The 16,035-nt window shown below is 41.8% G+C and carries 10 protein-coding genes; 9 read left to right on the top strand and 1 reads right to left on the bottom strand.

Annotated features, from left to right (window positions below; all coding sequences use genetic code 11):
• Nucleotides 1-116 precede the first annotated feature (116 nt).
• The 8 genes from MFF31_RS06675 (at nt 117) to MFF31_RS06640 (ending at nt 14,564) form a co-directional block, all read left to right on the top strand.
• Nucleotides 117-2,642: a hypothetical protein gene (locus MFF31_RS06675; RefSeq protein WP_238187286.1), complete on the top strand. Its 2,526-nt coding sequence runs from the start codon at nt 117-119 to the stop codon at nt 2,640-2,642.
• An 89-nt stretch (nt 2,643-2,731) separates the two neighbouring features.
• Nucleotides 2,732-3,238 carry a hypothetical protein gene (locus MFF31_RS06670; protein WP_238187285.1) on the top strand — a complete coding sequence of 169 codons (507 nt, stop codon included), beginning with the start codon at nt 2,732-2,734 and terminating at the stop codon, nt 3,236-3,238.
• A gap of 187 nt (nt 3,239-3,425) precedes the next feature.
• Nucleotides 3,426-3,707: an alpha/beta-type small acid-soluble spore protein gene (locus MFF31_RS06665; RefSeq protein WP_238187284.1), complete on the top strand. Its 282-nt coding sequence runs from the start codon at nt 3,426-3,428 to the stop codon at nt 3,705-3,707.
• A 162-nt stretch (nt 3,708-3,869) separates the two neighbouring features.
• Nucleotides 3,870-5,072, top strand: a complete 1,203-nt coding sequence (gene metK / locus MFF31_RS06660; protein ID WP_238187283.1) for a methionine adenosyltransferase — start codon at nt 3,870-3,872, stop codon at nt 5,070-5,072.
• 189 nt (nt 5,073-5,261) lie between these two features.
• Nucleotides 5,262-9,707: an Ig-like domain-containing protein gene (locus MFF31_RS06655; RefSeq protein WP_238187282.1), complete on the top strand. Its 4,446-nt coding sequence runs from the start codon at nt 5,262-5,264 to the stop codon at nt 9,705-9,707.
• A 180-nt stretch (nt 9,708-9,887) separates the two neighbouring features.
• Complete coding sequence (locus MFF31_RS06650) at nt 9,888-12,593, top strand: stalk domain-containing protein (RefSeq protein ID WP_248565414.1); 2,706 nt, start codon at nt 9,888-9,890, stop codon at nt 12,591-12,593.
• A gap of 83 nt (nt 12,594-12,676) precedes the next feature.
• Nucleotides 12,677-13,855 (top strand): sensor histidine kinase, encoded by a 1,179-nt coding sequence (locus MFF31_RS06645; RefSeq protein ID WP_375541303.1) that lies wholly within the window; start codon nt 12,677-12,679, stop codon nt 13,853-13,855.
• Complete coding sequence (locus MFF31_RS06640) at nt 13,836-14,564, top strand: response regulator (RefSeq protein ID WP_238187280.1); 729 nt, start codon at nt 13,836-13,838, stop codon at nt 14,562-14,564. Before MFF31_RS06645 ends, MFF31_RS06640 begins: the two co-directional genes overlap by 20 nt.
• A 95-nt stretch (nt 14,565-14,659) precedes the next feature.
• On the opposite strand, the gene MFF31_RS06635 is transcribed toward MFF31_RS06640, so the two are convergent.
• The gene (locus MFF31_RS06635) at nt 14,660-14,854 is read right to left on the bottom strand and encodes an LPXTG cell wall anchor domain-containing protein (RefSeq protein WP_248565413.1); all 195 of its coding nucleotides are present in this window, start codon (nt 14,852-14,854) and stop codon (nt 14,660-14,662) included.
• Nucleotides 14,855-14,858: 4 nt separating this feature from the next.
• On the opposite strand from MFF31_RS06635, the gene MFF31_RS06630 reads away from it, so the two are divergent.
• A complete protein-coding gene (locus MFF31_RS06630) occupies nt 14,859-15,617 on the top strand; it encodes a hypothetical protein (RefSeq protein WP_248565412.1) in 759 nt (252 codons plus the stop codon).
• Nucleotides 15,618-16,035 lie beyond the last annotated feature (418 nt).

Here is a 16,035-nt window from a genome sequence, read left to right as displayed (position 1 = left end):
TATGTTGCTAATGATAATTACTATTGTATGAAACAATTTTTTTCTAAAAAAATGAAACAAATCTCTCTAATATACGTCTATTTATGTAAGGACTAAATACTAAGGAGAAATGTGCGATGAAAAAAGTAATATTATTCTCAGCTTCTGTTCTTGTTGCTACTAGCTTAGCAGTATCAACAGTACAAGTACCCGTAACTTTTGCTGCAGCTAAACCAAAACCGACCAACACAGCTAAACCAGCTGGCTTGGTACCATTTAAGGGCGCAGACTTTAAGAAGTTTATGATTTCATCAAAAAGTTATATCCAAATTAAAGACATTTACTTTTTGTACGGCGGTAAAGAGAAGCAAGTATTTTATACACTATCTGTATATAATGGTGATAATTCAACTATCGACTTTATGGATTATTGGGTGGAATTGCAATCTACTGCGGGCGCAACCTATACAACTAAACCTCATGCGAGTAATAGTAAATCGGGTAAAGTACCTTCAAAAACAAAAAAAGACTTTGTTTTCTACTCACAGGTTGATTCAACAGTGAATTATAATAATTTAATTTTTAATGTTGTAAAATGGGATTTTTCACTCCCGAACTATACCAAAAAAATTGGTAAAGCTAATGTAACGTCTGCATATAAAAATGCAGTCCCTGCAAATGCATACTCTATTAGTGCGGATGATAATAGTAAAGTTAAAACATCACTTAACGCAGGAACTGTATTTACAATGGGTGCAACTAGTCAAATTCAAGTTGATCTGAACATGGAGAATATAGGTTCATTTGAATACAAGCTTCCTAACTATCAGTTTTACATACGGACAAAGTCAGGCTTAGTTTTAAAGATGGCGTCAGAACCAATTGATACAGAATCAATTGCAGTTGGAGAAAAAGTGAAATATACATTAAGAACTTCTGCTAAAAAAGGTATAAACTTAACTGGGGCTCAAATTTTAGTCACAGATTTAGATGCTGAAGCTAAAATTGAAACGCCAAGATCTATTTTTGAAATAGGTTGGGGTAAGGACAATAAGATATTGGTAGGAGAAAACAAAACGGCCTCGATCTCCATTGCAGGAAATAATGTAAACTCTTCAATTGTTAATGTATATGCAGATCAAAACGGTACACAGAATGAAATCATACTAACAACAAAATGGTTGAATAAAGGTGCAGAAGCAGTTATATTGCCAAAATATAAATACGAAATATTAGCTTCCAATGGTGTTAAATACCCGGTTACACTTAGTGAAGCAGAGGGTGATCAAACACTAGTTCCAGGTGTGGAGAAGGAAGTAATGTTTCAGGCGGTTCTACCTGTAACTCTTAGTGATGGATTAACTTTGGTGGTTAAACAGCCAAAAGATGAAAAAAATAAACTAGAGTATGTATCAGCAGCGTTTAAACTATCTAAAATACAAGAACTTAAGGGAGTATCTACTAAAACGTACACAAGTACAAAGGGACTCTACGAGATCAAAATTAAACAGGCTGAACGACTTCCATGGGGCAGTCAAGATATTATTAACTTGTTTATAGATATTGAGAATAAAGGTAAAAAGTCACAAGCTATTCCTGACATAGCTGCAATATTGCGCTTAAATGGCTTGTTAGTTAAGGAAGATAAGACTAGTCTAATTAAATTAGACAGCGCAGGAATCATCGAACCAGGACAATCAACTCGTTACGTCCTTACAACAAAAGTTCCATATATGTTCGACTTTAATGAAATTACTTTAAGCTTATCGGATAAAATTAATGAAAAAAGCAAACAAACGATAGGATTATTTAAATTAGATGAAATTAACAAATCACCAGAACTTAGCTATGGAAGCACGTATAAAATTGATTCTGTCGGAAGGCGTGCGACAGTAGAGTTTTTAAATACGTTCTTATTCACTGGAAAAGACAGGGATATGTTATATGCTGAGTTTAAGTATACGAATAAGGAAAGCAGACAAGCTAAACTACCTGTCCTTAAAGCATACTTTAAAACAAGTGATGGACAATTTATTGAAGCTAACCTACCGCTTATCAAAACAAGCGTGAAGCCGGATGGTACTGCAATTATGACTGCAACTGCACCAGTACCAAAAACTTTCAATAAAGATGAATCAGTGCAATTAATTATTGGAGAAGCGTTAAATGGTGCTGTTTATAGTGGACAAGATGGAATAAGTGATAGCTATATTTCTGCGCAAGCGTTCAAGTTGCCGAAGATGCAACAAGATCATGAAATTTCATTAACTAATCTAAAATTAGAGCCTTATACTTTCACATTAGATAAATTAAATACGATGCTAAATGACGTATCCAATGTGAAGTTAGAGATGGATTACACGTTGTTAAAACCTTCTATTTATGATGTTGTTGAAAAGGAGACTAAGCTGTATTTCGAAATTAGTAATGGAAAACATTCATATGGTACTTCTGTGAAAGTTGAGCCTGTCGAAGGCGAAGGATTACAAGCAGGAGAAAAGAAAAAAATTATAGTACCAATTCAAGGAAATCAGCTAGGGGATTTCGTGTACAATGGATATATCATTAATATCTATGAAGATATTGATGGGTATAAGCGTTTGCTAGGAACGAAGAAATTCGGATCGTTCCAAGTCATGTCGCCTACCCCAGCGGCAAAATGATTTAAGTGAAAGGGTAGATCCCCCCCTCAAAATCTAGTATTCTATGAATTAGCAATCTTTTTAAGCAATGATTTGATAGGGGAGAACGAATGAAAAACAAATTTTTGAAACTAGCAGTGGTGGTTGCTGTCGTTGGCGCAGGTGTATGGGGCAGTACATTATGGACTTCAAACGCCAATAGTGGTGCTACTCACACGGCAGGAACGATAGAAGACCCAGTAGTAACGAAGAGCTATGTAGATGAGCAGATTGCTAAGTTAAGTGCAGGGGGCTCATCTGGCGGCACTACAGGTGGTACTAATGGTTCCGATGCAGGAACGAGTACGAAGCTAGAAGTTGTTGAAGTTCCTGTCGGAAAGACGTTGATGGCAGCAGCAGGCTCGGAAGTTGTTGTTCGTGTTGGCAAGGCCGTTGCATTCAGCTCAGACACTAACGGAATTTCAGATCTTACTGATGGCATTGATATTAAGAACGGCAAGAATGTACCAACTAACCATTTAATATGGTTCCCTCGTGATGGTCGTGGCATTAAAGGACACTCGGATGAGAGTATTCCTCTCACACTGTTAGTGAAGGGCAATTACACAATAAAGTAATTATTATTTCAAGCTGTCACAGTTCTCCAAGAGCTGTGACAGCTTGATTCCGTTATGGGCAAGCATTAATGATCAGGTTGGGACTTGTGCTATATTTTTCTCCAAATGACAATAGATTATACGCTTGAGTCCGATGATGTGAGCACACACTACGGTTGTGTACTTATCTTCCTCGGAGGTGTTTATAATGAGTCGATCTAATAAAATTGTGGTCCCAAACAGTAAGGCCGCATTAAATCAATTAAAGTATGAAATTGCTGCTGAGTTTGGGTTAATGTCCGGTGGGTTTACTGGAGCTGGAGAAGATACTGAATTTGCTGGAGAGCTTGGATCCGTAAGTGGTGGCGGAGGTCAAAAAGTTCATTGGTCCGAAATTTCAACACGCCAGGCAGGGTCCGTTGGAGGAGAGATAACTCGTCGTCTTATTGCTCAAGCAGAGCAAGTGATTGGTGGAGGCTTTACACTTTAATTGGCAGGTACAGAGTCCATTGACACCATGCGACATTTTCGGTAATATAATTTTTTAGAAGAACAGTTGTCAAACAACCTTTTCCTTCGCGGAAAAGGTTCGTTTTTTTGTGTAGAAAGTTCGCATTTATTGAATACTATTAGTTGTAGGAGGTTGATACGGATGTCGGTAAAAGGACGCCACTTATTCACATCGGAATCAGTTACGGAAGGTCACCCGGATAAAATATGCGATCAGATTTCTGATGCAGTTCTGGATGCATTCTTAGAAGCAGACCCTAATGCTCGCGTAGCTTGCGAAGTTTCAGTAGCAACAGGCCTTGTGCTTGTTATTGGTGAGATTAGCAGCCAAGCGGATTTCATTGATATTTCGTCGATTGCTCGTCGCACAATCAAGGAAATTGGTTACACGCGCGCGAAGTATGGTTTCGACTCAAGCACATGTGCAGTACTAACATCACTTAATGAGCAATCTGCAGATATCGCACAAGGCGTTAATGCAGCACTTGAAACTCGTGATGGCAAGGACATGAAGCAAGAAAACGAAGATATCGGTGCAGGTGATCAAGGTCTAATGTTCGGTTTCGCAACTAACGAAACGCCTGAACTTATGCCTCTTCCAATCGCGTTGTCACACCGCATTGCTCGCCGTTTGGCAGAAGTGCGTAAGAATGGTACGCTTAACTACCTTCGTCCTGATGGAAAAACTCAAGTTACGATTGAATACGTGGACGGCAAGCCTGTTCGCGTAGATACAATCGTAGTATCAACACAACATGCTGAAGAAGTATCTTTGGAGCAAATCCAACAAGATATTATGGAGCATGTTATTAAACCAGTTGTTCCTGTTGAATGGCTTGATGAAGCAACAAAATACTTCATTAACCCAACTGGTCGTTTCGTAATTGGCGGACCACAAGGTGACGCTGGACTAACTGGTCGTAAAATCATCGTTGACACATACGGCGGTTACGCTCGTCATGGCGGCGGTGCATTCTCCGGCAAGGATCCTACAAAAGTTGACCGTTCCGCTGCTTATGCGGCTCGTTATGTAGCGAAAAACATCGTTGCAGCAGGTCTTGCTGACAAATGTGAAATCCAATTGGCATATGCGATTGGTGTTGCAAAGCCAGTTTCCATTAACGTGGATACGTATGGCACAGGTAAGATTTCCGAAGAAACGCTTGTTGAACTAATCGTTAACAACTTCGATCTTCGTCCTGCTGGCATTATTAAGATGCTTGATCTTCGTCGCCCGATCTACGCACAGACTGCTGCATACGGTCACTTTGGCCGTACAGACATCGATCTTCCGTGGGAGCGCGTTGACAAGGCTGATCTATTAAAAGCAGGCGCAGGTCTGTAAGATTTTTCACAATCACACTCTTTAAATGCAACCTAAACATCGATTTGACCGTCATTTCTAATGATGGTCGAGTCGATGTTTTTTTGTTGATATCGTACTTAAAATATAAAAAAGTAACATAACCTAAAATTTTCATGCTTAAAAGCCGAAAAATAAGGTACAAGTGTATTATTTTGAGGAGTGAATGAAATGTATCGTACTCGCAAGCTATCCTTATTCATTGCTATTGTCATGATTCTTCAACTTAGCTTGCCCGGTTGGTCTGATTCCATGAGCGTATCCGCTGCTCCAGCTGGTCCTGTTGGTATTAGCTTCTACCCTGCGGATAATTTGACTAATGTTCCGCTTGGGGCAAATTTAAAAATAACGTTTGATGAAAATGTGAAGTTAGGCCCATCTACCGCCAATATATATATTTACAAAACGGCAAATAATGAACTTATCGAAACAATCGGGGTTACTAGCGGAAGAGTATCCATTTCAGGCGGCCGTGATGTTTATATTGATCCTGTGCTTAGTGCATCATCAGGCAAGTTTGCGCTGGATACGGACTATCATGTCTTGATGGATGCTAGCGCCTTTTTAAATACGTCTAATGAGGCGAACTACTCGGGCATTAATAATGCAACAACTTGGAACTTCCGCACAGTTGCAGTCGAAGACGCAATAAAGCCTCTACATACAAACCGGACTCCCGAAGGCGGAGCTCATTCGATTACAAGTGCCATAACGATAACATTTAATGAAATCGTGTATGCTGCGGGCGGTTTTATCACCTTGTCATCTGATGATGATACTCGTAATATCCCGGTTACTTCCAGTAACGTTACTGGAAGCGGTACGAGAAAAATTACTATTCGACCTGAGGGTTCTCTACTGCCTACAATGACTTACAAGGTCACCATTGCCAATGACAACTTTCAAGACTCATCAGGCAATGGTTTTGATTCAATCTCATGGAGCTTTAAAACAACAACTGCGCCTATAAATTTGGCTGATTCTGTACCCTTTGTTCCTGCTGATAACGCGACTCTGGTACCAATTGATTCTAATTTGCTTCTAAAACTTGATCAACAAGTACAAGCAAATGCCAATAAGTATGTAGAAATTAGACGAGTAAGCGACAATGCAGTTATTGAGCGAATTCAAGCAACTAATACGTCATACATTACAGTAAACAAAAATATGGTCACTATTAATCCTGCATCAAACTTAACTGCTAACACAGCATATTATGTCATTATTGAACCTGGCGCTTTCTCTGAGCCGGCCCCGTACACGGACCAATGGTTTTATGGCATATCAGCAGCGACGATCTGGAATTTCAGTACTGGTTATGGCAATGACACAGCGGCTCCATCGTACACTGCTTTAACACCAATAAGGAATGGATCGAGTGTTGGTGTGAACACACCGCTTACAATAACGTTCAGTGAAGAGGTATTCCCGAATAGCGGCAATATTGAGATCAGACAATCGGTTGGAGGATCATTGTTCCGCTCGATTCCTGTAACATCGGCTCGCGTAAAAGGCGGAGGTACGAAACAAATTACAATTGATGCTACTAGCTACCTTTCAGCATCAGATCCTGCTAAGTCATTTGTGAATAATACGAAGTACTACGTTACGATTGGAGACCGTGCGCTTCGCGATGGTGCAGGCAATTTCTTTACGGGGATATCCAATACATATGGCTGGGAATTTACGATCACGCAAGACGGTATCCGCCCAACAGTAAACGTATTATCTCCAGCTAGCGGAGCTACAGCTGTTGATCTAAAACCTAAATTAACGATCAGTTTCAATAAACCGATAACTAAAGGTACTGATCCGACAAAGGGAATCAATTTTATACCAGTTAATGAAGGCGCTACACTCCCAGCCACCTTCTATGTAGATACAACAGATAATAAAAGAATGATTATTGAGCCCGCAGCAAATGCTGCGCTTTCGGCAAATACAAACTATTATATCAATATCGATGAAGGTGCGATTACGGATTTGGTAGGGAATGCGTTCATTGGGATACTGAATCAATATCAGTGGTCGTTTTTGACAAAAGGCGGAGATATTACGGCTCCGACGGTGACGAAGTCCGAGGTGAGCGGTTCTGTTATTCGACTCATTTATAATGAGCCGCTCAACACAACGCTAAAGCCAACTCCTGCGAGTTATTACGTAACAGTAGCCGGAGTGCCCCGCAATGTCACAGACGCGAAGATAGAGGGCAATATGGTGCTTCTCACATTGTCCAGCTCAGTAGGCTATAACCAGAAGGTAGAGTTGTCTTATACGAAGCCGACTACGGGACTCGTACAAGATGCATCGGGCAATCAAGCAGCTACTTTAACTAAAATTAATATAGCAAACGGTTTTACAAGCACGAATCCCGTCGTTTCTAGCGGTTCGGCTTCTGGGAACACGGTGACGCTTAATTTCAATGAGACGTTAATGACGGTTAGCCCGTACGCCTATACACAGTTCACAGTCAACGTTGGCGGAACCAATTATAGTACGGCTTCATTGTGGCACAACGGAAGTACTGTACAACTGACGCTTAGTGGCACGATTCCAAGCGGGCAAGCAGTGAACGTAACATATACACAGGGAAGCTACCCGTTGTATGGAATGTCAGGCAGCCAAGTTAACGCATTCAGCAACTATAATGTAAATGGCGGCAGCAATAATGGCGGTGGCAACAATGGAGGCGGCGGAGTAGACAGCAGTGCTCCAGTTGCCCAATATATTTTATACTCAGGCAATACGGTTTCAATTAAATACAACGAAAATTTGAATACATCAACTAATCCAACCAATCAACAATATGTCGTTTTGGCAGACAACCAAATACGGACAGTTAATAGTGCGGTTATATCTGGAGATACTGTTGTGTTGACATTAGGTACGTCAATATCCGCTGGGCAGATTGTTAAAGTATCCTACACCGGTAACTGGAGTTCTATTAAAGATTACAGCGGAAATGTTGCTGCATCATTTACACAGATGATGGCAAGCAATGGGGCTGGAATTATTGGAACTGCAATTATGCAGGGGGCGACTATTAAGGGCTCTGTATTAACGATGACATTCAATACGTACCTTGATCCAACGTATATACCTGCGGTCAGTTCTTTTCTTGTACGTGCCAATCAAACGATTCGAACTGTGGCTTATGTACAAGTAGCGGGCAATACCGTCATTTTGACGCTCAGTTCTCCGGTGAAATCTGGCGAGCAGGCGGATGTGTCCTATTTGAACAATACGAATGGACTTAGATCCCTGCAAGGGCAGTCTGTAGCAGTATTTGCTAACACAAATATTTTGAATGAGACGTCATTTTTAGATAGTTTGACGGGGGACTATGAAGCTGCAATTGGCGGAGGAATAGGCATTAAACCTTCAGCCGCTAATTCTACTACAGATGTATCACCTGCTGGCGTTACGGCAAATCGTTATACTTTGCAAACCGATAAGTTTATTGCTGCGCTAACGACGTATAAAGCGTCAGGGCTTGCTAGTCCGCGCATCGTGTTTAAAGTACCGGACCATGAACGAGCAGCAATCGTAGCTGTACCTATATTAGCGCTTGAATTAGCTCTTAGAAGCACAAACGATATTACGTTCGTTGTACAGCAAGGAGATGCGACATTTGAGCTTCCACTGCGGTCAATCGATATCTCTGGTCTTGGGAGAGCGCTAGGAGGCAATAATGCATCAAATCATTTGTTAATTGCTATTGACCAAGGTGCTTCATCTGTAACGAACCCATTGCTGTCGGCGCTCAATAGTTCGAAGGCGACGGTTATTGGCGGGCCTGTACATTATGAGGTCATGGTCGTTAATGGGTCAAATAAGCAAAAAGTAGAAAATTTTAGCGGTTATGTTTCTCGCAGCTTGAAAGCACCAACTGATGTTCATATGAGTCAAACAGCTGCTGTCTGGTTGGATCCAGTAACGGGTACGCTTTCCTACGTACCGACTACATTCAAGACGGAGAGCGGCGTAACGAGAGCAATATTCAAACGTAAGGGAAACAGTGCGTACGCACTTGTAAAAAATACAGCGACTTTCTCCGACATCGGCAATCATTGGTCAGTTGATTCGGTACAGATGATGGCTCGCAAGTTTATTGTTGAAGGGCATTCAGCAACGAAGTTTGATCCGAACATGTCCATTACAAGAGGCGAGTTTGCTACTTATATAGCAAAGGGACTCGGCCTATCCGGTGATCGAGCGGCTGCAACTAAATTTACAGATGTGAGCACGAATACTGCGATGGGTGCTTATATCGGTGCCGCAGCAAAAGCGGGGATTGTCAACGGCATTAGCGGCAACAGCTTCAAACCTAATAGCTATATTACGAGACAAGATATGGCTGCTATGATGATGCGTGCTGCCAAAGCTGCTGGATTGACGGTAAACATGCCTAATTCCGCAGATTATTATGTTGCAGCATTTACAGATCGCAAGAAGATAAGCAATTACGCCAAAACGAATGTAGCTGAAGCTATTTACTTAGGGATCATTAATGGCAAAACATCATACACATTAAGTCCAACTTCAAATGCTACGAGAGCGGAAGGCACTGTCATGATTATGCGTTTGCTAGAGAAGGCGGAACTGTTAACACGATAATTGCAGAAGGAAAACTATCTCATTTGCTCATCCAAGAGCAAGTGGGATAGTTCTTTTTTCGTATAGGAAAAATATTTCAAAAATTAAATTGTGATAGTAGTCTTTTATTAACGTAACTTTTCCTTTACTCTAGTAGTCTATAATAGGTAGATACATAGAGATGGGAGAGTTGCAAAAATAATGCACAAGGTTACTAACATCAGAGGTTTGCAGAAGAGAAGACTAGGGAGACGTGTGGTGGTTATAGCAGTGAGCGGTGCTCTACTTGTGCAACCAATAGCAACGATTATGCCGGAAAAATGGCAATCATACATAGTGTCACAAGCAGATGCACAGGCAGCACCTATTTTGAAACTTAAGAAGCAATCGATTATAACAGCTGGTGCTAAACGTAGTGACTATGTATGGCACACGACAAGGAAAAATAAATCGGTACAAACCGACGTTCATGTCATCGAAGTAGATTTAAACAATCCGTACGTATCATTAAATGCAATGAGTGGAAAAAGTAACAGCATCGGACAACGAAATAACATTCTGAACATGACAAAGGAAAACGGAGCAGTTGGTGGAATCAACGGCGATGTATTTGTTATGACAAACGAGGGTGCGCCACTAGGAGCACAAGTGACGAGCGGTACATTAGTAACAAGCCCATCGAAGCTAAAGGGAATGTACGCTTTCGCTGTAACGAAAGATCGTAAGGCTACGATTGATTCATATTCTTTCTCAGGCGTTGTAACGGCTGAGAACGGCGCAACGTTCCAGCTCGAGGGTTTAAATCAATCCACTTATTATCCAGAAGTAGAAGGCGTTACATACAGTCATGTTGACAATATGTTTATTTATACAAGTGCTTGGGGTGGAGCTGAGCGTCCAAAAAATTCGGCAACGAAGCCAACTGAAGTTCTTGTACGTGATGGTATCATAGAGCAAATGACATTCGATACAGCTATACAAGGTGCAATACCTGAAAATGGATATATTCTCAGGGCCCATGGTAAAGCAGCTAAGTTTATAAAAGACAACTTGAAAGTCGGACAGCCAGTTACTTCAACGTATTCACTTGTCTCAAAAACGAAAGGTACGGCGGTCGATCCTTCATCGTTCCAAATGCTCATTGGTGGGCACACGCTGCTCGTTGATAACGGAGCGGCAGCGGCCTTTTCAAGGGATATAAGTGGTGTAAGTGGTTCTTCCTATACATCCCGTTCAGCAATCGGTTATTCTGCCGACGGCAAGAAGGTATATATGATCACTAGTGAAAAAGCCGGGGGCAACACAGGTTTAAGTCTGAAAGAATTGCAAGATGTTATGGTGCAACTAGGCGTACATAAAGGTGTTAATCTTGATGGTGGCGGCTCAACAACGATGACAGAGCGTCCACTTGGCAGTACTTCAATAAAGCTATCTCATCGAACGCAAGAGAGCTCGCAACGTAGTGTATCCAACGGGATAGGTGTGTTCACGACAGCCCCTCAGGGAGCGCTAAAAGGAATGATCGTTGGCGGTTCTAACGTTATGGTGCTTGGAGGAACGGCACAATTTACTGTAAGCGGCTATGACACGTACTATAACCCTATTGCTGTTGACCCTACCACGCTGAAATGGAGCAGTACAGACGAAACCGGTAGCTTCAAGGATAATGTATTTACTGCTTCCAAAATCGGCAAGTCCAAAGTTACAGTATCGTCTGGAGCTGTTAAGGCACAATATGACATAGAAGTAATTGGGCAAGAATCGATCGCTTCTATGAAGATCAATAACTCTGCAGGTATGTTAACGAAAGGTTCAACATTAAACGTGCCAATTACAGTGAAATTAAAAAATGGAAACACATACAATATATCTGGAAATTCGTTAGCGTGGGAGTTTGTTGGCTTCGAAGGCACATACAAAGATGGAGTAGTTACAGTTGGTTCAATAGAGGAAGGTGTCTCAACTGGTTATGCAATTGCCCGTTATGATGGTTATGGAGCGACGATTCCATTTGTAAAAGGTGAACAAGCTGTATCAGTTGAAGATTTCGAAGTATCGCGTTATGCAATTACATCTGAAGTAACACCAGCGAATGTAACTAAAGGCTCAGTTAAGCTTGTCAGTGATCTTCCTGATCAGAAGAGTGGACGAGCACTCCAAGTTTCTTATGATTTCTCAGCTGGTACTGGGACAAGAGCTGCTTATGCTGTATTCGGTGCTGATGGCAGAGTGATTACGGGATCACCAACATCTATGACAATGGACGTATACAGTGACAATAGTAAAAACTGGGTACGCGCTGAAATATTAGATGCGAATGGTAAGGCACATTTGATCGATGTCGCTAAGGAACTAAACTGGAGTGGCTGGAAAAATGTCAAACTGAATTTGGCCTCTTCGGGTATTGCTTTCCCTGCCAAGCTTAAACGTATTTACGTAGTTACAATTGATAAAGGCAGTGAGCAGAAGGCAGCTGCAGGCTCCTTCGCAATCGATAATATTATGTTGAGTGCAACAGCTGAAGTCAGCGATCCTGCGAGAGCTTCCATTGTTATGAATATTGGAAATACTAAAGCAACAGTTAACGGAAGTCCGATGAAGCTTGATACTGCTCCGATCTTACAGAATGGCTCAACATATGTTCCACTCCGCTTTGTGACTGAAGCGATGGGTTCAGAAGTGCTTTATGATGATAAGACTAGACGAGTGACTGTACTCAGGGGTAGCCAAGTTATCGAGATGACGATCGGGAAGAAAGAATATATACTCAATGGCGTTCGATACACATCCGAAGTAGCTCCATTTACTCGTAATGGAAGAACACTTATTCCAGTACGTTTGTTCACTGAAAAGCTAGGTTTCGAAGTGGGTTACGAAGAGAAGTCGAAAAAGATTACCATAGATTAAGCTTTACGGGATATGGTAAAAGTGTGGTATGATAGAGTGTAGTATCCTTTTTTATGAAGGAGTGCCTTTACGTAGTGAACCACCTGACAGTCGATATAAATAGAGTCATAACTAATGCGATTCAAGTCATGGAAGATAGCAAATATCAAATCTATGAAATATGTGAATCGGCGCGCACGGAGCTTGAAGCATTGGAGCAGGAGCTTGAGCAAGTGTTGCAAGAGACGGTCCGAACGATCGAAAAAGTTGATCAATTGGAGCAAGAATACCGACGCGCCCGTATGCGACTGACTGAGGTCAGTCGCGACTTTGTGCGTTACAAGGAAGAGGATATTAAATCCGCTTATGAGAAAGCGACGCAGATTCAACTCGATCTAATGGTTTATCGCGAGAAGGAAAATTATTTAAAATCTCGTCGTGATGATCTTCAGAAGCGTGTGCGGAATGTGGAAAAGTCCATTGAACGTGCAGAGATGATCGATTCTCAGATTAATGTTGTGCTTCAGTATTTATCTGGTGATTTGAATCAAGTAACACGTATTATTGAATCAGCCAAGACCAGACAACTTCTGGGTTTGAAAATAATATTAGCACAAGAGGAAGAGCGTAAACGCATTGCCAGGGAAATTCATGACGGGCCAGCACAGTCACTGGCCAATATCGTGCTGCGGACTGAGATTGCTGAGCGTATGCTCATCAAGCAACAATTTGAATTGGTGCAAGATGAGCTGGTTGATTTGAAGAGCCAGGTAAGATCAGGTCTCGAGGAGATTCGTAAAATCATATTTAACTTGCGTCCAATGGCACTTGATGATTTAGGTCTTGTTCCTGCATTGCGAAAGTTTGCGCAAGACTTCGAAGAGAAGTCTAGAATTCGTACTAAATTCGACTTGCTAGGTAAAGAAGTTAGAATGCCATCAGCTATGGAAGCGGCAATTTATCGTATGGTTCAGGAAGCATTCTCGAACGTGCTCAAGCATGCAAACGCATCCTATGTATCACTGGAGATTAGTTACAGTTCTCAAATTATTTCAATAACGATACAAGATAACGGTATCGGATTTCTGGTTGGATCCGTTGATCAGCCGACAAGTCGCCACTCGCATTTTGGCTTAGTCGGTATGAGAGAACGTGTAGAGCTAATTGAAGGAAGGATGGATATAGACTCAAAAACAGGACAAGGAACGAAGATTGTAATAGACATTCCAACGACTTCCGAACAAAGAAAGGAGAATGAGAGTAATGAACCAGATATCGGCTAGCGCTTCAGGGAAAATAAAAATTCTTTTGGCTGACGACCACCAGCTTTTCCGTGAAGGGTTAAAGCGCATTCTAAATATGGAAAATGATATCGAAGTGATCGGGGAATGTGGAGACGGCATTCAAGTGCTTGAGTTCTGTAACCATACGATGCCGGAGATCGTGTTGATGGATATTAATATGCCGATAGAGACTGGCGTTGTTACGACAGAGCGACTGAAGGGTATGTTCCCTGATGTAAAGGTCATTATCTTATCCATTCATGATGACGAGAGCTATGTGTTTGAGACACTCCGTAAAGGAGCAACCGGCTATTTGCTCAAGGATATGGAAGCGGAATCTCTCATTAATGCAATTCGTTCCGTACATCAAGGACATTCATATATACATCCAAAGGTGACTGGCAAGTTGATTAACCAACTGCGTCGTATGACCTATCTCGATGAGATGGGTGTTACATCAGGTGCAGCAGCAACGAAGGAGCCTGGTGTAAAGTATATTGCAACAAATGAAAGTCCACTTACTCGGCGTGAAGCAGAGGTATTGAGGTTGATGGCTGAAGGTAAAAGCAACAAAATGATTGGTGAGTATTTGTTCATTAGCGAAAAAACCGTTAAAAACCATGTAAGCAGTATTTTGCAGAAGATGGAGGTTGACGATCGGACACAGGCTGTTATTAGCTCCATAAAGTTCGGTTGGGTAACCTTATAAATGATAGTGCTATCGAAAATAGTAGAGGCTGCCGCTAAGTCATTTAGACTTAGCGGCAGCCTCTATTCATTTGTATAGGATGTTGTTACTGTTCATTAACTGTCACTACGGCGACGTTTTTTAAGTGAGACTAAGCCTGTTAAGGTAATAAATGATCCTAATAAGTAATAAGGGGTCGCGCTTGATTGACCAGTCTTTGGAAGGGTATCGACAGGCGGGTTATGTTCTTCAGTTGTCTCGTCGACAATGACTTCATTTTCGACTCCCTTTGGAATCTCTTCTTCTTCCACTTCAATGAGAGGGGCTTCAGAAGGACTTGGCAAAGGAGACGGTTCTAGAGATGGTTCAAAAGATGGTTCAATAGATGGTTCAAGAGATGGTGGTGGTTCTGCTACCGGAACATCTGACAGCGGAGTAATTGTTGGTATAGTCGATGGTGTAGGTGCAGTAGAAGCTACTGGTGTAGGATTACTAGAAGTCGACGGTGTTGGGTCACTAGTAGTCGATGGTGTTGGGTCACTAGTAGTCGTTGGTGTAGGTACGGTAGAAGTCGTTGGTGTCGGCACAGTAGAAGTCGTTGGTGTAGGTACAGTAGAAGTCGTTGGTGTAGGTACAGTAGAAGTCGTTGGTGTAGGTACGGTAGAAGTCGTTGGTGTCGGCACAGTAGAAGTCGTTGGTGTAGGTACAGTAGAAGTCGTTGGTGTAGGTACAGTAGAAGTCGTTGGTGTAGGTACGGTAGAAGTCGTTGGTGTCGGCACAGTAGAAGTCGTTGGTGTAGGTACAGTAGAAGTCGTTGGTGTAGGTACAGTAGAAGTCGTTGGTGTAGGTACGGTAGAAGTCGTTGGTGTCGGCACAGTAGAAGTCGTTGGTGTAGGTACGGTAGAAGTCGTTGGTGTAGGTACGGTAGAAGTCGTTGGTGTCGGCACGGTAGAAGTCGTTGGTGTAGGTACGGTAGAAGTCGTTGGTGTAGGCTCGTTAGATGTTGAAGGTGTTGGTGTCGATGTCTCAGTAGGTGTCGGTGTTGGCGTCTCAATAGGGCAGGCGCTTCCATAGACTAATAAGTATTTGACCAATGTGGCATGGTCGTGTCCAATTTCAGGTTTCAGATTAATTTGAATAGGCCCTGCATACAAATCAATTTGGCTAAGTCCACAGCCTGGAATGTCAATTTCAAGTTCGTAATTGCCTGCTTTATCGAATTTCTGAGATGAGCTGTTGATATGCTTTTGATCTTCGTAGGGCTTAGGTGTTACCTTAAAAGAATAAACAGAAAAAGATACCTCTACACAATCTTCCGTTGTTTTGAATTTCGCAGTTGCGGTACCATTACTATTGACCTTAATGAATGGAACGCCCTCTTCTTGGGGAATCACTTTACCCCATAGCTTAGAGTATTGTTTACATACTGAAGTTGTGATGGTTGTATCTACAGCATGAGTCTCCACTTGTTGTCCTTCCGCAAAAACTAGCG

Origin of the sequence: Paenibacillus sp. L3-i20 (assembly GCF_022180385.2) — a bacterium.
GTDB lineage: Bacteria > Bacillota > Bacilli > Paenibacillales > Paenibacillaceae > Pristimantibacillus.
The sequence above is the reverse complement of the archived record's forward strand: the minus strand, read 5'-3'. Positions and strand labels throughout refer to the sequence as shown.

Bases quoted from the DNA above. Each gene is read 5' to 3' on its own strand.
- MFF31_RS06630 (WP_248565412.1), top strand. From the start codon at position 14,859: ATGAGAGGGGCTTCAGAAGGACTTGGCAAAGGAGACGGTTCTAGAGAT.
- metK (WP_238187283.1), top strand. From the start codon at position 3,870: ATGTCGGTAAAAGGACGCCACTTATTCACATCGGAATCAGTTACGGAA.
- MFF31_RS06665 (WP_238187284.1), top strand. From the start codon at position 3,426: ATGAGTCGATCTAATAAAATTGTGGTCCCAAACAGTAAGGCCGCATTA.
- MFF31_RS06655 (WP_238187282.1), top strand. From the start codon at position 5,262: ATGTATCGTACTCGCAAGCTATCCTTATTCATTGCTATTGTCATGATT.
- MFF31_RS06675 (WP_238187286.1), top strand. From the start codon at position 117: ATGAAAAAAGTAATATTATTCTCAGCTTCTGTTCTTGTTGCTACTAGC.
- MFF31_RS06670 (WP_238187285.1), top strand. From the start codon at position 2,732: ATGAAAAACAAATTTTTGAAACTAGCAGTGGTGGTTGCTGTCGTTGGC.
- MFF31_RS06640 (WP_238187280.1), top strand. From the start codon at position 13,836: ATGAACCAGATATCGGCTAGCGCTTCAGGGAAAATAAAAATTCTTTTG.
- MFF31_RS06650 (WP_248565414.1), top strand. From the start codon at position 9,888: ATGCACAAGGTTACTAACATCAGAGGTTTGCAGAAGAGAAGACTAGGG.